We start from the raw sequence: 20,771 nt of genomic DNA on the forward strand, positions 1-20,771 counted from the left end.
GCACGAGGCAGGGTCGGTGACCATAGAGCCATGACTGACTTCGCAGGCAAGACCTACTTGATTACGGGCGGCGGCAGCGGGATCGGGCTGGCCACCGCGAAGAAGCTGGTGGCGGGCGGCGGAGCGGTCGTGCTCGCCGGGCGGGACGCCGAACGGCTGTCGCTGGCGAAGAAGGAACTCGGCGCCGACGCGACCGTGCTGACCGTAGCGGCCGACGTCTCGCGGACCGCGGACCTCGACGCGCTCTTCAGCGCGATCGCCGACCGCTTCGGCGTGCTCCACGGCGTCTTCGCCAACGCCGGCATCGGCGTGTCCGCACCCGGCACCGCGCTCACCGAGGCGGACTTCGACGCCGTCGTCGCGACGAACTTCAAGGGCACGTTCTTCACCGTGCAGAAGGCCGTCCCGCTGCTGACCGAGGGCGGCTCGATCGTGCTGAACTCGTCCTGGACCGTCCACAACGGACTGAGCCTGGCCACGGTGTACGCCGCCAGCAAGGCCGCCGTGCTCAACCTGGCCCGCACCTTCGCCGCCGACCTGGCAGGCCAGGGCATCCGGGTCAACGCCGTCACCCCCGGCCACGTCGAGACCGACATGTTCGCGGGCATCACCGGCGGCAACGAGCAGGTGAAGGAGTTCTTCCGGAGCCAGGTCGTGCTCGGCAGGCTCGGGCAGCCGTCGGACATCGCCGACTCGGTGCTGTTCCTGCTCTCCGCCGCCGCGGCCTACATCACCGGCCAGGAGCTCGTCGTCGACGGCGGCCTCACCACCTCCCTGCCCGGCTGACCCGCCACCCGTGCCCACCCGCCCGCGAAAGGAGCAGCGCAGACATGGCAGCCGCCACTGATCGGCCCGGTGCCACCGGATTCCCGTCGCCGCCGGAACCGGGGCTGACTCCCGCGGAGGTCGTCGCCCGCGCGGAAGCCATCGCGCCGTCGCTGGTCGCCCTGCAGCAGGAGACCGAGCAGCGCACGGCCTACGGGCCGGACGTCCACGAGGCCTTCCGCAAGGCGGGTTTCTACCGCATCCTCGTGCCGCGGCGCTACGGCGGCTACGAGTTCGGGGTGGAGACGTTCCTGCGGGTCGTCTCCGCGCTCGCGCGCGGCTGCCCCTCGACCGGCTGGATGTACTGCTTCGGCGCCTCGCACGCGGTGACCCTCGCGACGCTGTTCGGCGAGCAGGCCCAGGAGGAGCTGTTCGAGGACGGCGACTTCATCTGCCCGACGACGATCGTTCCGAACGGCACCGCGGAACAGCGGCCGGACGGCAGCTGGACGGTCAGCGGGACCTGGGGCTACTGCTCCGGTGCGCCGTACGCGTCGGCCTTCATCGGCCACACGGTCGTGCCGCAGCCCGACGGGCCGCCGAAGTCGCTGCTGTTCGCCGCGCCGCGCTCGGTGTGGAAGCAGGTCGACGACTGGGGTGGGCAGCTCGGCCTGCGGGGCAGCGGCTCCCACAGCATCACCATCCACGAGGCGCGCATCCCGGCGCACTACGCCATGGAGACGCACCTCAGCAGCTACGACGTCAGCGGCGGCACGCCGGGCTTCGAGCTGCACGGCAACCCCGAGTTCCGCGGTGCCCCGCTGAGCTTCGGCTTCCTCGAAGGCGCGGCGCTGGCCGTCGGCATGGCGCAGGGCGCCCTCGACGCCTACGAGGACCTGATGCGGACCCGCACCTCGTTCCTGCCCCCGATCGTGCCGCGCTTCGAAAACCGCGACTACCAGGCCTGGTACGGGGAAGCCGCCGGCCTGGTGGCGACGGCGGAGGCGGCCACCCGCGACGCGGCCCGGCAGTGGCACGAGGCCGCCGCGGCGGGGCCGGGGGAGTTCACCACGGAGAAGGACCTCAAGATCACCGCGATCTGCCGCCAGGCCGTCCAGCTGGCGTGGCGGGCGGTGGAACGCCACCTGTTCCCGACCGCGGGTTCGAGCTCCGCCCGCGCCGGCGAGCGCATGGAACGCGTCTGGCGCGACCTGTCCATGCTGCAGAGCCACTCCGGCTACGGGATCTTCCTGACCACCGCGGCCAACCGCGGGCTGGCCAGGGTCCGGTTCGACGGGCTCACCCCGTTCGAGGAACTCTGACGGGCTCGTCCGGCGCGAGCCATCCGAACGACCAAGGAGGTGCCCGTCATGGGCAACAGCAAGTCCCGTGCGGTGGTGCTCGGCGGCAGCATCGCCGGGTTGTTCGCGGCCAGGGTGCTGACCGAAAGCCACGACGAGGTCGTCGTGATCGACCGCGACGTGCTGGTCGGCACCGGCGGACCGCGCCGGGGCCGTCCCCAGGGACGGCACATCAACGCGATGCACGTCCGCGGCCGCGTGGTCATGGAGGAGCTCTACCCGGGGATCACCGACGAGCTCATCGCGGACGAGACCCCGGCGGGCGACTTCGCGGGCGCCTGCCGCTGGTACTTCAACGGGCACGCGCTGAAGCGCGAGGACATCGGCTACCTCGCGGTGCCGGCCACCGCCCCGGTGATGGAGCGGCACATCCGCGAGCGGACCCAGGTGCTGCCCGGCGTCCGGTTCCTCGAGGAGCGGGCCATCCTCGGCCTGGTGACCACCCCCGACCGGAGCCGGGTCACCGGCGTGCGGGTCGAGCCGACCGCCGGTGGCGCCGAGGAGGTCGTCGAAGCGGACCTCGTCGTCGACGCGACCGGCCGCGGCTCGCGCACGCCGGTCTGGCTCGAGGAGCTGGGGTACGGCCGGGTCGAGGAGGAGCGCAAGAAGATCGGCCTGACCTACTGCACCCAGCACTACCGCCTCGAAGCCGACCCGTGGGACGGCGACCTGGCGATCATCCCGGTCGCCCACCCCGCCGTCCCGCGCGGGGCGATCTTCACGAAGACCGACCACGGCCGGGTCGAACTGACCGTGTACGGCCTGCTCGGCGACGCCCCGCCGACGGACCAGCAGGGCTACTACGACTTCGTGAAGTCGTTGCCGGTGCCCGACATCCACGAGGCCCTGCAGCACGCCGTCCCGCTGGACGAGCCGGTGTCCTACCGGTACCCGACCACGATCCGGCGGCACTACCAGAAGGTGCCGAAGCTGCCCGAGGGCCTGCTGGTGACCGGGGACGCCGTCACGTCGTTCAACCCGGTCTACGCACAGGGCATGACGGTGGCCGCGCTGTCGTCGCTGGTCATCCGGGACCACGTCCGCGCCCACGGCAGCGCCCGGACCGAGCAGTACTTCGCCGCGCTGGCCCGGGAGGTCATCGACGCGCCGTGGGAGATGACCAACACCGTGGACCTGTCGTTCCCGGGGGTCGTCGGCGAGCGCACCCTCAAGGTCCGCATCGGCCAGAAGTACCTGAAGCGGGTGCAGATCGCGGCGACGAGGGACACCAAGGTCACCACCGCGTACATGCGCGCCGCGGGCATGCTCGAGCGCCCGGAGTCGCTGATGAAGCCGCTGTTCATGCTGCGGGTGCTGTGGAAGTCGCTGCGCGGGCCCGCCGCCAACCCGCCGCTCAAGCCTGTGGTGCCGGCGGACGGGCGCCAGGACCGGCGCGCCGCCTGACCCCCCTGACCGAAAGGACCGCAGATGGGAACGCCGAACACCGCCGACGTCGGTGCGCACGCGGGGCGGATCTGGGACGAGGTGCTCAACCCCCCGCCCGGCCAGGATTCCGCCACGTTCTTCGAGCTGCTCGGCCAGTCGATCTCGGCCGTCCGGATCGTCGCCAGGGTCAGTGACGAGCTCGGGCTCCACCTGAACCTCGGCAGCCTGTTCGACGACCCCGACCGGGCGACGTTCGTCCGGAGCGTGGTCGAGCTGGCCGAGACGGCGGACCAGGTCCGCCGGACCGCCTGAGCCATCCCCACGGGGCACCCGGGTCCGCCCGGGTGCCCCGGTTCGCGACGAGGACGAGGCAGATGACGATTTCCGAGGTGCCCGCCGCGGCGGGCGGGGTGCCGTTGTCGGTGCAGCAGGAGTTCCTGTGCATGTGGGACATGGGCGACGAGATGGGCCCGTTCGGTCCCCGCTTCCACATCATCGACGGCTGGCGCGTGCGCGGCCGGATCGACACCGGTGTGCTCCGCGCGGCGCTGGCCGACGTCGTCGTCCGGCACGAAGCGCTGCGGACGACGGTGGTCCGCACGGGCGACCGGTACCAGCGGATCCTGCCGCCGGCGGCGCCGCGGCTGGACGAGCGGGACCTGACCGGCACGCCGGAGGCGGACCGGGACGTGCGGACCGATGAACTGCTCAACGAACTGGCCGCCGGTGAGCTGCCGGTGCGGGAACAGCCCCTGCTGCGCGCGGTGCTCGGCCGCTTCGCCGAGGACGACGCCGTCCTTTCCCTGGTGGCCCACCACAGCGCCGTCGACGCGTGGTCCATGCAGCTGCTCGTGCGCGACCTCGCCGAGTGCTACGCGGCGCGGGCCGCCGGCCGGGAGCCCGCGCTGGACCCCGCCGTGCAGTACCAGGACTACGCGCGGTGGCAGCAGGAGCACGCGGCGGGCCACGACACCGGCCCGGCCCGGGCGTACTGGCGGGAGAACCTGGCCGGCGCGCGGAACGTCGCGCTGCCGACCGACCGCCCGCGGTCGGCGCACCCGGAGTTCCGCACCTCCTGGTACCGCTTCTCGTGGGGCCGCGAGCTGTGCGCGGCGACGGCCGGCCTCGCGCGCGAGGCGCGGTGCTCGCCGTTCATGCTGCTGCTGGCCGCGTTCGGCGAGTTCCTGCGCCGCGGCGGCGCGGCGGCCGACCTGGTCGTGCCGACGTTCACCCCGGGGCGCGAGCACGCCCGCTTCCAGGACGCCGTGGGGTCGTTCTTCAACTGCCTGCCGCTGCGGCTGGACCTTTCGGGCCGCCCGACCTTCCGCGAGCTCGCCGCCCGGGCCCGCCGGACCTGCCTCGGCGCGTACACGCACGAGCTCCCGTTCGCCGAGATCCTCGGCGTCGCGCCCGGCCTGATGGCGGACGTGGCCGAGGACGGGTTCGCCCCGTGCACGTTCCAGGTCATCCAGACCCCGCACATGATGGACCGCGAGCGGGTCGGCGAGCTGGAGTATTCCGCGATCCGGCGGCGGATGCTGCCGCAGACCGTGGGGTCCGACATCCCCGACGGCACCCTGCTGTGCCTGGAGCTGGACGCGACCGGGGACCTGATCGGCGAACTGGGCTACAGCAGCAACCTCTACGACGACCGCACGGCACGGGAGCTCGTCGCGGCCTTCCGCGCCGTGCTGGCCGAGCTCGTCGCCGCCCCGGACGTCCCGCTGGGCCCGGCCTGAGCTCCGACCGCACCGCACCGAACGAAGAAAAGAGGACCGGCCGTGCGCCCGTACCGCATCGACATCCCGCAGAGCGAGCTCGACGACCTCAACCGGCGCATCGCCGCCACCCGCTGGCCGGCGCCGCTGCCGGGCGCGGGCTGGGAGCGCGGCGTGCCGCAGGAGTACCTGCGCGAACTCGCCGGGTACTGGCTGAACAGCTACGACTGGCGGGCGGCCGAGGCCCGGCTCAACGAGCTGCCCCAGTTCGTCACCGAGCTCGACGGCGCCCAGGTGCACTTCCTGCACGTGCGCTCGCCCGAGCCGTCGGCGCGGCCGCTGCTGGTGACGCACGGGTGGCCCGGCTCGGTCGCCGAGTTCGTGGACGTGGCGGGGCCGCTGACCGACCCCGCCGCGCACGGCGGCGACCCGGCCGACGCCTTCCACCTGATCGTCCCGTCCATCCCCGGGTACGGCTTCTCGGGGCCGGCGCCCGAGACCGGCTGGGGCCTCCCGCGGGTGGCGCGGGCGTGGGCCGAGCTGATGGCCCGGCTCGGCTACGACCGCTACATCGCCCACGGCGGTGACTGGGGTTCGCTGATCTCCCAGGAGCTCGGCCGGATCGACGCGGAGCACGTCGTCGGCGTGCACACGAGCATGCTGGTCACCATCCCGTCCGGGGACCCCGAAGAGCTGGCCGGTCTCGGCGAGGAGGACCTGGCGAAGCTGGGGCGGCTCTCGTGGTTCGACACGGAGGGCTCCGGCTACATGAAGCTGCTGCAGACCCGCCCGTTCACCCCGTCGTACGGGATGAACGACTCGCCGGTCGGGCTGCTGGCCTGGATCGTCGAGAAGTTCCAGGAATGGACGACGCCGTCCGCGCGCCCGGAGGACGTGGTCGACATCGACCAGCTGCTCACCGACGTGACGATCTACTGGCTGACCGGCACCGCCAGCTCGTCGGCGCAGTTCTACTTCGAAGTCAACGAACTGCTGAAGCAGGCCGCCGCCGCGGGCGTCGCGCCCCCGCCGCTGACCGTGCCGGTCGGGGTCGCGGTGTACGGCAACGACTGCATCCTGCCCCTGCGCCGCCTCGCCGACCGCGACGTGCCGACCATCGTGCAGTGGAACGAGTACGAGCGGGGCGGCCACTTCGCGGCGATGGAGCTGCCGGCCGAGTTCGTGGCCGACCTGCGCTCGTTCGGCCGCGCGGTGAAGGACCGGGAAGACTGAGGCACCCCGCGGAAAGGGGGCGGCCGGGTGTCCGGCCGCCCCCTTTTGCCTGCGCGGTCAGTTGTGCACGAGGCCGCAGTTGACGTCGAGGCACTGCCCGGTGATCGCGGCGGCGGCGGGCGAACCGAGGAACACCACGGCGTTGGCCACCTGGTCGGCTTCGGGGAGCCGGCGCAGGTCCGTTTCCGCGGCCGTCTCGTCGTAGACCGCTTGGACCTCGACCCCGCGCTGCTCGGCCAGGTAACCGAAGTACGCCTGCAGCGGCTCGGCCCAGACGTAGGCCGGTGCGACGGTGTTGACGCGGATGTTCTGCGGTCCCAGCTCGCTGGCCAGGGTCTGGGCGGCGGCCAGCAGGCTCGCCTTCGCCATCTTGTACGGCCCGAACGTCGGCTTCGAGCTGTGCAGCACGTCGGAGTTGATCAGCACCACCGCGCCGCCGCGCTCGGCCAGCGAGGCGCGGAACAGGCCGGTGAGCCGCAGGGCCGCGTACACCGTCGTCTCGAAGCTGCGGCGGACCTCGTCGAGGTCGGCGTCGGTCAGCTCGGCGAACGGCGGAACCGCGAACGCGTTGTGCACCAGCAGGTCCACGTGCCCGAAGGCGTCCAGCGCACCGGCCGCGAGGGCCTCGACCGAAGCCGCGTCGGTGAGGTCGGCCGGCACCGCCAGCGCCCGGCGGCCCAGTGCCTCGACCTCCTTGGCCACGACGTCCAAAGTGGACTTCGTGCGGGCGGCGAGCACCACGTCCGCGCCGGCCTTCGCGCACCGCAGGGCGATCGCCCTGCCGAGGCCGGGGCCGACCCCGGACACAACGACTACCTTGTCCTGCAACAATTCCGGCTCCTCAGGTCGGTGGGCGCAGGGCCGGATCGGGCCCCGCCTGCATCCTCGCGCGCCCGCCACGACCGGGTCATCTCGGGCTTTGCGGTCCGCGCCGGGCATCCGCAAGCGCGGAGATGCCCGCGGCCGGTGCGTGTGCGACGGTCGGCTGGTGAAAGGAGCCAGGACATGACTGACACGAGGTCCGGGTCGGAAGCGGCGTCGGCGCCGGTCTTCGGGCCGGTCACCGTCTCCGCCGGCGACCCCCGTTACCCGAGCGTCGTCGAAGGCTACAACCACCGGTTCACCGGCAGCCCGGACTACGTCCGCTTCGTCGGCAGCACCGCCCAGGTCGTCGAGGCGGTCACCGAGGCGGTTGCCGCGGGCAAGCGGCTCGCCGTCCGCAGCGGCGGTCACTGCTTCGAAGACTTCACGTCCTCGTCGGCGGTCAAGGCGCTGATCGACCTGTCGCCGATGAACGCGGTGTACTTCGACGAGCGGATGGGCGCCTTCGCCGTCGAGGGCGGCGCGACGCTGCTGCAGGTCTACCGCGCGCTCTTCCACGGGTGGGGGGTCACCATCCCGGCCGGCACCTGCTTCGAGGTCGGTGTCGGCGGGCACATCCCCGGCGGCGGCTACGGGCACCTGTCCCGCCGCGACGGGCTCGTCGTCGACCACCTCCACGCCGTGGAGGTCGTCGTCGTCGACGAGTCCGGCCAGGCCCGCGCCGTGGTCGCGACGCGCGCGGAGGACGACCCGAACCGGGACCTGTGGTGGGCGCACACCGGCGGTGGCGGCGGCAACTTCGGCGTGGTGACCCGGTTCTGGCTGCGCACGCCGGGCGCCGAGGGCACGGACCCGGCCGGCCTGCTGCCCAAGGCACCGTCGATGATGCGGCGCAAGACCGTCATGTGGTCGTGGGACGGCATGACCGAAGCCGACTTCAAGGCGCTGATCCGCAACTACTGCGTCTGGTTCGAGCGCAACGACGACGCGGAATCGCCGTACGCCAACCTGTGGAGCAACTTCATCGCGGTCCACAAGTCGGCGCCGATGTTCGGGATGACCGCCGTGCTCGACGAGGCGGTCCCGGACGCGGCCGCCCTGCTGCAGGGTCAGCTGGACGCGATCACCGAAGGCGTCACGGTCGAGCCGGCGATGCACGTCGAGGACGTCATCCCGTGGATGAGCTCCTGGCTGCCGTCCTACAGCTGGCCCAACGACCCGAACGGCCGCTACAAGCACAAGGCGGGCTACCTCCGCCGCCGCTATTCGGAACGCCAGCTGGACGCGATCTACCGCCACCTCAGCTCCGACGGCTACGTGAACCCCCAGGCGTGCCTGGTCCTCACCGCCTACGGCGCGAAGGCGAACACCGTCGGCAAGGACGACACGGCGATCGCCCAGCGGGACGCCATCCTCAAGGCGTCCTACAGCGCCGGCATGTGGCAGGCCGAGGCCGAGGACGACAAGCACATCGCCTGGGTGCGCGAGTACTACCGGGACGTCTACGCCGACACCGGCGGCGTGCCGGTGCCGAACGAGGTCAACGACGGCTCCTACATCAGCTACCCCGACACCGACCTGGCCGACCCGGTCTGGAACACCTCGGGGGTGCCCTGGCCCACGCTGTACTACAAGCACCACTACCCGAAGCTGCAGGAGATCAAGGGCCGCTACGACCCGCTCGACGTGTTCCGGCACGCGCTGTCGATCGAGCGGCCCGAGGCCGGGTGATCGTGCCGGGCGCACCGGCCCCCGACGACGCGGGCCGGCTTGATCGTCCGAAGTGGATGGTCGGCGCCGCGGTCACCGCACTGGTGGCCGCGGCGTTCGCCGTGTCCTGGGTGATCCGCTACGCGATCCCGGGCATGACCTTCGTCGGGATGCTCGACCTGGAGGTCTACCGGGCCGGCGGCCGGTCGGTCGTGGCCGGGCAGCCGCTGTACGGGTTCCTGCTGCAGAACGGCTCCGACGCGCTGCCGTTCACCTATTCGCCCGCCGCGGCGCTGGCCTTCGTGCCGCTGGCCCTGCTGGGCACGCAGACCGCGTACGTGGGCTGGACCGCGCTGAACGTGCTCGCCCTCGGCGCGGTGCTGTGGCTGTGCCTCGGCCGGCTGGGCGTCCGGGCGGCCCGCACCCGGGCCGTGGCCACGGTGGCCGGCACGCTGGCCGCGCACCTGCTGGACCCGGTGATCTGGAACCTCGTGTTCGGGCAGATCAACGTCCTGCTGATGCTGCTGGTGCTGCTGGACGTCCTGCCGGTGACCGGGCGCCTGCGCGGGCTGGCGCTGGGGATCGCGGCCGGGATCAAGCTGACCCCGCTGATCTTCGTGGTTTACCTGTGCTGCATCGGCCGGTGGCGCGACGGGCTGCGCGCGCTCGCGGTGTTCGCCGCCACCGTGCTGGCGGGGTTCGCGGTGCTGCCGTCGGATTCGCGGGACTACTGGTTCCACGGCGTCTTCGCCGACGTCAAGCGCGTGCTGACCGCGCCGATCGGCGTCAACCATTCGCTGTCGGGGCTGTTCTCACGCATCGCGGCGAGCATGGACCCGCCGCCGTGGTCGCTGCCGCTGTGCGCGCTCGCCGGCGTGTGCGGTCTCCTGCTGGCGGTGCGCGCGCACCGGCTCGGTCACGAGGTGCTCGGCGTGGTCTTCGTCGGCTTCACCGCCGTGCTGGTTTCCCCGGTCACCTGGCCGGCCCACGCGGTGTGGGTGGTGCCGGCGCTGGCCTGGCTGGCCACGGCGCGCTGGCGCCGGGGGAGCAGGCTCCCGAGGGTGGTGCTGGTGGCGGCGTTCGTGTGGTTCACGGTGCCGGTTTACTGGCTGGCCCAGCGCCTGCCCGACGGCGACGTCGTCTTCCAGTACACCCCACCCGGGTTCTGGCTCGCCACCCTCGGCGGCCTGCTGCCCCCGGTGCTGCTCGGGCTCGCGACCGCCCCGTGCTGGCTGCCCCGCCTGGCACCGCCGCAACAACACCGGGACGTGCCGGAACCGGCGTGATCCAGCCCGTATCCGGCGTGATCGGGAACGTGGTTCGCGTGCTGGGAGCCGGAACTCGCGAGTTCCGGCTCCCAGCACGCGGGATACGGGCTGAATCACGCGGGTTCCGGCTTCCGGCACGCCGGGGGTGAGCCGGCGGAGCACCGGGTGGTCACCGGAACCCGGTGACCACCCGGGTGGCTCACGCCTTCGCGGCCGCCGCCGCGCGCCGGTCGGCGCGGGACTTCGACCAGCGGCGCATCGCCGGCATCTCCACGGCCCGGTAGAGCACCCACGAGGCCAGCAGGCTCACCGCGAACGCCCCGACCAGGAACAGCGCGCCGCCCACCGGGCCGCCGCCCAGCTGCTCGGTGACGACCCCCTCGGTGGTCACCTTCTTGCTGATCAGCCCGTGCAACGCGAACAGCAGCGTGAAGTGCAGCAGGAAGAACGCGTAGGAGATCTCGCCGAGCCAGCGCATCGGACGGCCGGCCAGGAAACCGGTCGCTCCACGCACGTCGCGGAGGGCGACCGCGGCGATGAGCAGGCCCAGCGGAACCGGGTAGATCGCCGCCATCGCGAACGAGGTCGGGACGAACAGCGAAACCACGTAGACGCCGACGGCCAGCAGCGCGGGCAGCAGTGCCGGCAGGTTCTTCAGCCGTCCGCTCAGCACGATCCGGGCGAGCACCATGCCGGAGGCGAACTCGAGGACGCGCACCGGCGGGCCGTAGTCGAGCAGCCACATCTGCGGCCACGAGATCGACTCGTCGAACGGGAACCGCGGCTCGGTGGGCAGCAACGGCCCGGACAGCACCGGCATCAGCAGCGCCAGCGTCACCAGCCCGGTCCACCAGTACCACAGCCGTTCCGGCCGGATCTTGCGCACGAGCACGATCAGCAGCGGGAAGCTGATGTAGAAGAACAGCTCGACCGACAGCGACCAGGTGACGCCGCTGACCGCGTTGAGCACCAGCGAAAGGTCGGGCACCCAGGTGTGCACCAGGAACAGGTTCGCGATGACCGCGCTGACCTGGATCGGCGACCCCGAGCCGAGCAGCATGGCGAACGCGAACGCGAAGGCGACGACGTGGTTCGGGATGATCTTGAAGAACCGGCGCCGCCAGAACTTCCGCGCCTTGTCCCCCGGTTTGGCCGCCCACGTCAGGACGAACCCGCTGAGCACGAAGAAGAACGAAACGCCGACGTAGCCGCCGTTCTTGGTGACGAAGTTGTAGACCTCCTCCACCGGCGAACCGGCGAACAGCCCCAGCCAGTGGGCGTGGTAAAGGAACACGAGCAGGGCCGCGATGAACCGGAGCCCGGTCAGCGACGGCAGCCGCGTGGCGGCCAAGCCGCGTGAAGCGGCTACCGGCGCTTGGGATGTCGTTGTCATGATGACTTCTTTCGTTGGTTCCGCCCAGTCGGGTCCTGGATGCGCCGCGGCCCACCGGGAGCCGGTGCTCCCGGTGGGCCGGTGCGGTCACGGGTACCGGTTCGGCGCGGGCCCGGTGGCAGCCATCCTGGTTCTCACGCGGGGGGCGAACGTCTCCCACCGTGCTCAGTGCGCCCGCCCGCGGCGCCCGGTTTGCCCGCTTCCCCCGTCTCATCAGCACTTCGGCGTGCTCCGGCGCGCCGGGTGGCCACCGGCTGCGCACGGAGGAAGAGGTTCCACTCCGGACGGCTCAGCATGATGAGGCCCATCGGCACCGATCTCGGGAGTGGCCATGGGCACGGCGTACCGGACTTGTCCCCTCTGCGACGCGATCTGCGGCTTGCGTCTCAAGACGGGCGCAGACGGCGAAGTCCTTTCGGTACAGGGGGATCCGGACGATCCCCTGTCCGCCGGGTTCCTCTGCCCCAAGGGGGCCAGCCTCGGGGTGCTCGACGCGGACCCGGACCGGCTGCGCGTCCCGATGATCCGCGAAGGCCGGGAGTGGCGCGAAGCGACGTGGCCCGAGGCGTTCGCGGCGGTGGACCGCGGGCTGCGCGCGGCCTGGCAGGACCACGGCCGCGACTCGGTGGCCGTCTACTTCGGCAACCCGACCTACCACACGATGGCCGGGTTCATGTACCGGACACCGCTGACGCAGTCCCTCGGTTCGCGCAACGTCTACTCGGCGGCCACGATCGACCAGATGCCCAAGCACGTGTCGAGCGGGCTGCTGCTCGGCGACCCCATGGCGGTGGCCGTGCCGGACCTCGACCGCACCGACCACCTGCTCGTCCTCGGCGCCAACCCGGTGGTGTCCAACGGATCGCTCTGCGTAGCGCCCAACTTCCCGAAGCGGCTCAAGCAGCTGCGCCGGCGCGGGGGCAGGCTCGTCGTCGTGGACCCGTGCCGGACCCGGACCGCGGAGCTGGCCGACGAACACGTCCCCATCCGCCCCGGCGGCGACGCCTTCCTGCTCTTCGGGATGGTGCACACGCTGTTCGCGGAGGACCTCGTTTCGGTGGACGTCCCGGTGACGGGGCTCGCCCAGCTGCGCGAGCTCGCGGCGGAGTTCCCGCCGTCGGTGGCCGAGCGGGCGAGCGGCGTGCCGGCGGAGACGGTCGCGCGGCTCGCCCGTGACCTGGCCGCGGCGCCGACGGCCGCGGTCTACGCCCGGATCGGCACGTGCGCGGTCGAGTTCGGCGCGCTCACGCAGTGGCTGGTCGACGTCCTCAACATCCTGACCGGCAACTTCGACCGGCCGGGTGGGGTGATGTTCGCCAAGACGGCGGCCGCCGAGATCTTCCGCACCGGCGAGCCGTTCGAACACGGCCGGTGGCGCAGCCGGGTGCGGGGGCTGCCCGAGGTCATGGGCGAGTTCCCGGTGGCGACCCTGGCCGACGAGATCGAGACCCCGGGCGAGGGGCAGGTGCGGGCGCTGATCACGGTCGCGGGCAACCTCGCGCTGTCGGCGCCCAACGGCCCCCGGCTCGCGGAGGCGTTCGACCGGCTCGACTTCATGGTCTGCGTCGACCCCTACCTCAACGAGACGACCCGGCGCGCGCACGTCGTCCTGCCGCCGCCGCGGATCCTGCAGACCCCGCACTTCGACTTCCTCGAGCAGACGATCACCGTGCGGAACTACACGCGGTTCTCCCCCGCGGTGCACCCGCTCGAACCCGGCAGGCTCTCCGAAGCGGAGATCCTCGCGCACCTGGTGCTCATCGCCGCCGGGCACGGCCCCCAGGTGCCGCCGTCGGTGCTGGAGGAGCAGATCGTCGGCGCGGTGCTCGACGGCGCGACCCGGCACCCGGGGTCGCCGCTGGCCGGCCAGGACCCGGCGGCCGTGCGCGCCGGGCTCACCGGGGACACCGGCCCCGAGCTGCTGCTCGACGCGCTGCTGAAGTTCGGTCCCTACGACCTCACCCTCGAGGCGCTGCGGGCGCAGCCGAGCGGCGTCGACCTCGGCCCCCTCGAACCGCGGCTGGCGGAGCTGCTCTGCACGCGCTCCGGCCGGGTGGAGCTCTGCCCGCCCGAGCTGGTCGCCGACACCGGGCGGCTGCGGGCGCGGCTGGCCGCGCCCGCCGAGGGCATGCTCCTCATCGGACGGCGGCAGCTGCGGTCCAACAACAGCTGGCTGCACAACGTCCCGCGGCTGAGCGGCGGCAGCAACCGGTGCACGCTCAAGGTCCACCCGGACGACGTCGCCCGGCTGGGCCTGGGCGCCCGCGCCGTGGTGCGCTCGGCGGCGGGCAAGGTGACCGCCGACGTCGAGCCGGACGACGCCCTCCTGCCCGGCGTGGTGAGCCTGCCCCACGGCTGGGGGCACGAAGGCGGTGTGCAGCGGGTCGCGCTGGCGAACCCGGGGGTGAACGCCAACGCCGTGACCGACGACCTGGTCCTCGACCTCCTCTCCGGAAACGCCGTGTTCAACGGGGTTCCGGTGACGATCGTGCCGGCGTGAGGGACGCTCTCTGGTAAACCCATTGCCCAGATTGTGAAGAATGCACTTCTGCCGGGCGGCGTGGTGCGCGAAGATCTTGAGGCAGCGGAAGAACCGTGGAGGAAGCCTGAGATGACCGCACCGGACGCAAGTCGGGGCCCCGGGCCCGACGACGACTTCGGGCACCTCGTGCGCCGTCGCCCCGCCGCCGTGCACCGGCCGGGCGACGCGGACGAGCTGGCCGCGCTCGTCGCCGGTTCGGCGGCGTTCGGCAAGCCGGTGGTCGTCCGGGGCGAGGGGCACGCCACCTTCGGCCAGGCGCAGACCGACGGGGGCGTGCTCGCCGATCTGCGGTCGCTGGCCGGGGTGCTCGAGGTCACCGCCGACCGGGTGGCCGTCCGGGCGGGCACCCGCTGGTCCGCCGTCGTCGAGGCGACGCTCGCGCACGGCCTGACCCCGCCGGTGCTCCCGAACTACCTCGAACTGTCCGTCGGCGGGACGCTGGTGGCGGGTGGGTTCGGCGGCACGGCGCACCGGTACGGCCCGATGACCGACTCGGTCCTCGAGCTGGACGTCGTCACCGCGGACGGCACGCGGCACACCTGCCGCCCCGGCGACGAGCTCTTCGCGGCGACCCTCGGCGGGCTGGGGCTGTCCGGGGTCGTGGTGCGCGCGGTGATCCGGCTGGTGCCGGCCCCCGAGCGCGTCCGCCGGCACCTGGTGCCGGTGCCGGACCTGGCCGCGTTGACGGCCCTCCAGCGGAAGCTGGCGGGTGGCGACCGGTGGGCGTACGTCGAGGGACAGCTGCAGGCCGGCGAAGGCGGCGAGTGCCGGTACCTGCTCGACGTGGCGGCGTACTACAGCGCACCCGGCGAGCCCGACGACGCGGCCGAGCTGGGCGAGCTGGGGTTCACCCCCGGCGACGCGCAGACGACCGACCAGCCGTACGCGGAGTTCCTGCACCGCATGGCGGCGGGCGAAGCGGCGTACCGGGCCGCGGGGGACTGGTTCCACCCGCACCCCGCGCTCAACCTCCTGCTGCCCGACGAGGAGGCGGACGCGTTCGTCGAAGGCGTCGCGGCCGAGCTGACGCCGGCCGACGTCGGCCCGAGCGGCGTCGTCCTGCTGTACCCGGTGCGGGCCACCACCGCGCCGCTGCCGAGGATGCCGGGCAGCCCGACGGCGTTCTTCTTCGCCCTGCTCCGGACCGCGCCGCCGGACCCGGTGGCGGCGGAGGCCCTGGTCGTGGCGAACGAAAAGCTGTACCACCGGGCCCGCGCGGTCGGTGGCGTGCAGTACCCCGTCGGCTCGGTCCCGCTGACCCCGGCTGACTGGAAGGTCCACTTCGGACCGGCTTGGCCGCTGGTCGAGTCGGCGAAGCGGCGCCACGACCCGGAAAACGTGCTCGGCGGCGGGCAGGGCGTCTTCGTCCGCGGGGAGGGGAACTGACGACGCCCCGGCGGTGGTAGCCGCGCCGGACCGCAATCGAGGAGCAGCCAGGCCCCGCGGGGTCGTGTAACCCTATGGGGCATGGCGGTTTCCCACAGCAGTACGCTTGACAGAACGGCGGTTCCGGTGTGCCGGCCGGCCGGTCCTGCCGTCGTGGGCACGCTGCGCCCCGGCGCGGCGCCGGAAGCCTGCGTCGTGTGGCCGGCCGATCCCTACTACCTCTTCTGTGCCGAGACGGCCAAGGCCAAGTACCTCGGCACCTACGGCGCGGTCGTCGACCCGCGCCCGGATTTCTTCATCGCCGCGCGGGACGCCGAGCGTCCTTCGGCCGCGCCGCTCGGCGTCGCCGGCATCACCTCGGCGGGCGGACGGGCGCTGCTTTCCGAGCGGTACCTGGAATCCCCGGTGGAGACGGCCTGCGCCGTCCTCGGTGAGGGCACGCCCGAGCGCGAGCGCGTCTGCGAACTCGGGCCCGTGGTGTCGAATTCGCCCGGGTGCGGCCTGTTCCTGCTGCGCGCCGTCCCCGAAATCGCGGGTCTCCTCGGCTTCGACTACCTCGTGGCCACCCTGACCGACCGGCTGTACGGCGTCGCGCGCCGCGCCGGCTGGCGGTTCACCACCCTCGCGAACGCCTGCCGGTCGGACCTGCCCGGGGCCGACCGGGACCGGTGGGGCACCTACTACTCGACCCGCCCCCGGACGGGAATCCTGCGGTGCACGCCGCACAGTGCCGGGAAAACCGGTGCCGTCAAAGCCAGTGTCGTGAAAGGAGCAGCTTGATGCGATGGCTCAGCCAGGTCGACCTGACCGCCGGGGACGCGGTCGCGGTCGAGGAGTTGGCCGCCGACGGCACCGCCGGCCGGTACACCTACGCCGAGGTGTTCGGGGCGGCCGTCCGCCTGGCGGAGGCGCTCGACCTCCGCGCCCGCGGGCGCGGTGAGGACGACAGCACGGTCGGGATCCTCACCGGGAACGGCGTGGCCGCCGTGATCGCCGACATCGCCTGTCAGCTCACGACGGTCCGCTCGGTGCCGATCCCGCTCGCCTTCGCGCGGGAACAGGCGCGGCACCTGCTGCGCACGGCGGTCACCGTGCTGGTCGACGACCAGGGGACCGCCAGGCTCGAGGAGTGGGGCGGGGCCGGGGAACTGCTCCCGCAGAAGTGCGAGATCTTCCCGGTGGCGTCCACAGCGGACGCCGCCGCACTGGCCGCGGCCCGCGAGCGGATCGCTCTTGCGGAAGCGCTTTCCGGCGACGCGATCTGCAAGATCGTGCACACCTCGGGAACCACGTCGACCCCGAAGGGGGTCATGCTCCGCCGGGGCGCGGTCGACGACCTGCTCGACTCGATCCGGTCCCGGGTCGGTGTCGAGGCCTGGCAGCGGTACGTCTCCGTGGTCCCGATGAGCCTGCTGGTGGAGCAGGTGTTCGCGGTGTACCTGACTTTCCTGGCCGGGGGAACAGTGGTGTTCCTGCCCGAGGAGGTCAAACCGCTCGGCACCGCGGGGTCCGATGTGGAGCGCGTCCGCGAGCTGCTGCCGGTGGCGCGTCCGACCGTCTCACTGGTGCCACCGTCCCTTGTGGAGTCACTGGCCGAGAAGGCGGCGCGCATCGGCGACGCCGGGGCGCGCGCCGCTTCGCTTTCGCTGTACGGCCGCGAAGACCCGATGCTGCTCTTCAGTGGCGGGGCACCGGTGTCCGACACCGTCCTGTGCGCCATGTGGGACCGTGGCCTTCCGGTCTACGTCGCCTACGGGCTCAGCGAAAACGGTTCCGTGGCCACGCTGAACGCGCCGGGGCAGGTCAAGCTCGGCGCGGTCGGCCGGCCGCTGAACCACTGCCGGGCCCGCGTCGACGACACCGGCGAGCTGCTCATCAAGAGCACCTCCCAGCTGTCGGGCTACCTCGGCTCGAGCGATCCGAGCGCCCTGCCACTGGACGATGACGGGTGGCTGCACACCGGCGACATCGCCCTCGTCGACGAAGACGGCTACGTGACGATCACCGGACGGCTGAAGAACGTCATCATCACGTCCAACGGGCGGAACGTCAGCCCGGAATGGGTCGAGGCGCAGTACAAGAGTCAACCGGCGATCGAATCCGCGGTCGTCTTCGGGGACAACCTCGAACGCCTGGTCGCGGTGTTCGTGCTCGCTCCCGGCGCGGACCGCGCGGCGGCCCTCGCCCAGGTCCGGCACGTGAACGCCGAGATCCTCTCGGAGATCGAGCAGGTCTGCCGGGCGGCGTTCGTCGTCGGCGACGAGCTCTTCCACGCGGAATTCTTCACCGTCACGGGACGCCCCCGTCGGACGGACATCTGGCAAGCGGTGCAGGGGCACCGCTTCAACATGGTCGAGGTGTAACTGCACATGTCTGCTTCCCAGTCATTGGCCGGGTTCACCCGGTCGCCCCACATCGACGGGCACGGCCTCGTCGCCGAGACCGGCGTGCGCGAACCGCTGACCGCGGTCGACGGCGTCGAGCTGCTGACCGCGCTCGGTGAGCACGGCTACGTCGTCCTGCGCGGCTTCGACGCCACGCCGGAAGCGTTCTCCGGCCTGGTCGAACGGGTCTCCTCGCGCATCACCCTCGACCCGGCCCGCCGGTTCGCCGGTGGCAGCGTCGCGCAGAAGATCGAGGCGGGCCTCGTGCCACAGGGCCTGCACGTCGAAAACGGCGCGACGCCGTGGGTCCCGGACCTGGTCTGGTTCTTCTGCGAGCGGCCGGCGAAGATCGGTTCGCAGACCACCATCTGCGACGGCGTCCGCACCTGGGACAGGCTGTCCCCGCGGACCCAGGACCGGTTCCTCGAGCAGCGGATCTCGTTCGCCCGGCCGATGCCGGCGGACAAGTGGAAGGGCCTGGTGTTCCGCCTGCTCGACGGCGCGAAGGCGATCGAGGAGATCACCTTCGACGACCTGCTCGCCGTCACCGACGACGACGTCGACGTCAAGTACCGGCTCCGCCCGGACGGCTCGGTGCACTACACCTACTTCACCCACGCCGCCCACCAGACGCTGTTCGGCACCGGCCCGGTGTTCGCGAACAGCATCCTCACCCCGTCGGTGAACTACGAGCCACCGGTGATCGAGTTCGAAGACGGCTCGCCGCTCGACGCCATGCTCATGCGCGAGATCATCGAAGCGACCGCGCTCGAGACCGACGAGATCGACTGGTACGCCGGTGACGTCGCGATCGTCGACAACAGCCGGATGATGCACGGGCGGCGCAAGATCCGCGACGAGAACCGGTCCCTGTTCAACGCGCAGAGCTACGTCCGGTCCGACCTGCTCGCCGAGGCCCGGTCCCGGCTGACCTGAACGGAGGCGCGATGGAAACCCAGTACGACGCGATCGGCCAGTCCTACGAGCGGCTCAAGAAGCAGATGCCGCTGGCCCGGTTCCCCGAGCAGGCCACGCTCGCCCGGCTGGCGGCGGGCACCGGCGGCGCCGACGTCCTCGACCTCGCGTGCGGCACCGGCTGGTACAGCCGTACGCTCGCGGGCCGAGGCGCCCGGTCCGTGCACGGCGTGGACATTTCGGAGGAGATGGTCGCCTCGGCCCGGCGGACGGAAGCCGCCGAGCCGCGCGGGATCACGTTCACCTGCGCGGACGCCCGCTCGGCCGGTGTCCTCGGCGAGTTCGACGTCGTCTCCGCGGTCTGGTTGCTCTGCTACGCCGAAAGCCAGGCCGACCTCACGGCCATGGCGACCACGGCGTACACCAACCTCCGCGACGGCGGCGAGTACATCGGGATCGAGATGAACCCGGCGTTCGACTGGCGCCGCGAACCGGCGACGAAGTACGGCCTCACCCACCGGCCGCTCGAGGACTTCGACGGCGGCAAGCGGCTCGAGGTCACCGCGCACGTGGAGCCCGAGATCTCGTTCAAGGCCGTCTTCTGGACGGCGAGCCCGATCGTGCGCGCCTTCCTCGACGCGGGGTTCCGGTCCGTGGAGTTCACCGCGCCCGTCGTCCCGGAGGCCGCCGTCGCCGAGTTCGGCGCGGACTTCTGGGCCGAGTTCTCGGCCAACCCGACGATCCTGGGCCTGCGGGCCCGGAAGTGAGGAGGTTGCCATGCCCGCCGGACTCGATCCCTTGCTGGAGTCGCTGACCCGCGCACAGCGGAAAGGCTTCGAGTACAAGGGTTTTGTCGCCAACCACGCCCCGATGGGCGCGGAAGTGCTGGCCGCGATGGGCGTCGGCGAGGACCTCGTCAGGTGGACGGACACCTACCTGACCTGGGTCGACGAACCGGAGGCCGCCCAGTGGCGGATCGACGGCAGTCCCGGCTCGGTCGCCGAAGCGCTCGGGAAGATCGAGCGTTCCACGGACTGGGTGGATTTCTTCACCAGGGAACTCGAGGGCGCGCACTGGCGCGACGTCGTCGACCGCTGGTGGTTCCGCCTGCTGCCCGGCATCTCGGCGGCGGGCACGCACGGGTTCCTGCGCACCGCGCACGCGGTCCGGGCGATGAACGAACACGGCAGCGAGCACCCGTTGCTGCTCAACGAGATCGCCCACGGCCTCGGCTACTGGGCGGCGCGCTACCAGGAGCTGCCCGGCGGCTACGCGAGTGCCCGCCCGCTGCGCTCGCCCGCCGGCGCGCTGGAGACGATTCCCCGGCTCCCGGCGACGGTCAAGAGCCGCCGGGAGGGCATCCCCGGCCGGTTCGAACTCCTCGACGGCAACCGGCAGTTCGCCGACGGCGTGGAGAGCTTCCGCCCGCAGGGGCCATGGCAGGACCAGATCGGCAGGCTCACGGGCATCGGCGCCCGGGCGTTCGCGGCCCACCGCAACACGCCGATCCCGTTCGTCCACCTGGTGACGGCACCGTCGGCGTTGCGCATGCTGAGCAAGGATCTGACGCCCGAGGCCGTGGAGGCGACGGCCTGGCATCTGTGGCAGTTCTTCGCGGGCGTGTTCGCCGGGTTCGGCGCGCTGACCCCGGAGCCGGCCCCGCTGCCGGAGGCACCACCGCCGTCGATCGACGCGTTGCGCACGGCCGCCGTGGAGCACGGGGACGAGCACGTCATCAAGTTCACCGACGCCTGCCTGACGGAGTTCACCGCTTCGGGTGACGACATCTTCCTCCGTGCGGCATCCCTCGCGCCGGCGAGGTTCGGTGCGCTGAGCTGTAAGCCACTTTGATCGCGCCCGCCCGGGCGCCACGGCGGGGGAAAGGGGT

General features: G+C 72.1%; 17 protein-coding genes. 15 read left to right on the forward strand and 2 right to left on the reverse strand.

Features of this window, described 5'->3' with window-relative positions; genetic code table 11:
- Window positions 1–30: 30 nt before the first annotated feature.
- From ACWEGE_RS42810 to ACWEGE_RS42835, 6 genes are all read left to right on the forward strand, one after another.
- The gene (locus tag ACWEGE_RS42810; RefSeq protein ID WP_449666236.1) at window positions 31–786 is read left to right on the forward strand and encodes an SDR family NAD(P)-dependent oxidoreductase; all 756 of its coding nucleotides are present in this window, start codon (window positions 31–33) and stop codon (window positions 784–786) included.
- 44 nt (window positions 787–830) lie between these two features.
- The gene (locus ACWEGE_RS42815; RefSeq protein WP_449666237.1) at window positions 831–2,087 is read left to right on the forward strand and encodes an acyl-CoA dehydrogenase family protein; all 1,257 of its coding nucleotides are present in this window, start codon (window positions 831–833) and stop codon (window positions 2,085–2,087) included.
- Between the two features lie 48 nt (window positions 2,088–2,135).
- Window positions 2,136–3,530: an FAD-dependent oxidoreductase gene (locus ACWEGE_RS42820; RefSeq protein WP_449666238.1), complete on the forward strand. Its 1,395-nt coding sequence runs from the start codon at window positions 2,136–2,138 to the stop codon at window positions 3,528–3,530.
- A 24-nt stretch (window positions 3,531–3,554) separates the two neighbouring features.
- A complete protein-coding gene (locus tag ACWEGE_RS42825; protein ID WP_449666239.1) occupies window positions 3,555–3,824 on the forward strand; it encodes a phosphopantetheine-binding protein in 270 nt (89 codons plus the stop codon).
- A gap of 62 nt (window positions 3,825–3,886) precedes the next feature.
- A complete protein-coding gene (locus ACWEGE_RS42830; protein ID WP_449666240.1) occupies window positions 3,887–5,251 on the forward strand; it encodes a condensation domain-containing protein in 1,365 nt (454 codons plus the stop codon).
- Between the two features lie 42 nt (window positions 5,252–5,293).
- A complete protein-coding gene (locus ACWEGE_RS42835; RefSeq protein ID WP_449666241.1) occupies window positions 5,294–6,463 on the forward strand; it encodes an epoxide hydrolase family protein in 1,170 nt (389 codons plus the stop codon).
- A gap of 57 nt (window positions 6,464–6,520) precedes the next feature.
- On the opposite strand, the gene ACWEGE_RS42840 is transcribed toward ACWEGE_RS42835, so the two are convergent.
- Window positions 6,521–7,330, reverse strand: coding sequence for an SDR family oxidoreductase (locus tag ACWEGE_RS42840; protein ID WP_449666263.1), 810 nt, complete (start codon window positions 7,328–7,330; stop codon window positions 6,521–6,523).
- A 138-nt stretch (window positions 7,331–7,468) separates the two neighbouring features.
- Between ACWEGE_RS42840 and ACWEGE_RS42845 the strand changes: the two genes are divergently transcribed.
- Both ACWEGE_RS42845 and ACWEGE_RS42850 read left to right on the forward strand, forming a co-directional pair.
- Complete coding sequence (locus ACWEGE_RS42845) at window positions 7,469–9,016, forward strand: FAD-binding protein (RefSeq protein WP_449666242.1); 1,548 nt, start codon at window positions 7,469–7,471, stop codon at window positions 9,014–9,016.
- A complete protein-coding gene (locus tag ACWEGE_RS42850; RefSeq protein WP_449666243.1) occupies window positions 9,013–10,281 on the forward strand; it encodes a glycosyltransferase 87 family protein in 1,269 nt (422 codons plus the stop codon). The genes ACWEGE_RS42845 and ACWEGE_RS42850 overlap by 4 nt, the downstream gene beginning before the upstream one ends.
- A 181-nt stretch (window positions 10,282–10,462) precedes the next feature.
- Here ACWEGE_RS42850 and ACWEGE_RS42855 read toward each other — a convergent pair whose 3' ends face one another.
- Window positions 10,463–11,656 (reverse strand): acyltransferase family protein, encoded by a 1,194-nt coding sequence (locus ACWEGE_RS42855; protein ID WP_449666244.1) that lies wholly within the window; start codon window positions 11,654–11,656, stop codon window positions 10,463–10,465.
- Window positions 11,657–11,987: 331 nt separating this feature from the next.
- Here ACWEGE_RS42855 and ACWEGE_RS42860 point away from each other — a divergent pair, with 331 nt between their 5' ends.
- The 7 genes from ACWEGE_RS42860 (at window position 11,988) to ACWEGE_RS42890 (ending at window position 20,734) form a co-directional block, all read left to right on the forward strand.
- Window positions 11,988–14,156, forward strand: a complete 2,169-nt coding sequence (locus ACWEGE_RS42860; RefSeq protein WP_449666245.1) for a molybdopterin-dependent oxidoreductase — start codon at window positions 11,988–11,990, stop codon at window positions 14,154–14,156.
- Window positions 14,157–14,267: 111 nt separating this feature from the next.
- Window positions 14,268–15,584, forward strand: a complete 1,317-nt coding sequence (locus tag ACWEGE_RS42865; RefSeq protein WP_449666246.1) for an FAD-binding protein — start codon at window positions 14,268–14,270, stop codon at window positions 15,582–15,584.
- 153 nt (window positions 15,585–15,737) lie between these two features.
- On the forward strand, window positions 15,738–16,364 hold the full coding sequence (locus ACWEGE_RS42870; RefSeq protein ID WP_449666247.1) for a thermostable hemolysin: 627 nt from the start codon (window positions 15,738–15,740) through the stop codon (window positions 16,362–16,364).
- Complete coding sequence (locus ACWEGE_RS42875; protein ID WP_449666248.1) at window positions 16,364–17,947, forward strand: AMP-binding protein; 1,584 nt, start codon at window positions 16,364–16,366, stop codon at window positions 17,945–17,947. Before ACWEGE_RS42870 ends, ACWEGE_RS42875 begins: the two co-directional genes overlap by 1 nt.
- Before the next feature lie 6 nt (window positions 17,948–17,953).
- Window positions 17,954–18,904 carry a TauD/TfdA family dioxygenase gene (locus ACWEGE_RS42880; protein WP_449666249.1) on the forward strand — a complete coding sequence of 317 codons (951 nt, stop codon included), beginning with the start codon at window positions 17,954–17,956 and terminating at the stop codon, window positions 18,902–18,904.
- Between the two features lie 11 nt (window positions 18,905–18,915).
- Entirely contained in the window at window positions 18,916–19,650 is a 735-nt protein-coding gene (locus tag ACWEGE_RS42885) for a class I SAM-dependent methyltransferase (protein ID WP_449666250.1), read from the forward strand.
- Window positions 19,651–19,660: 10 nt separating this feature from the next.
- A complete protein-coding gene (locus ACWEGE_RS42890) occupies window positions 19,661–20,734 on the forward strand; it encodes a hypothetical protein (RefSeq protein ID WP_449666251.1) in 1,074 nt (357 codons plus the stop codon).
- Window positions 20,735–20,771 lie beyond the last annotated feature (37 nt).

Source organism: Amycolatopsis sp. NPDC004747, assembly GCF_053601335.1.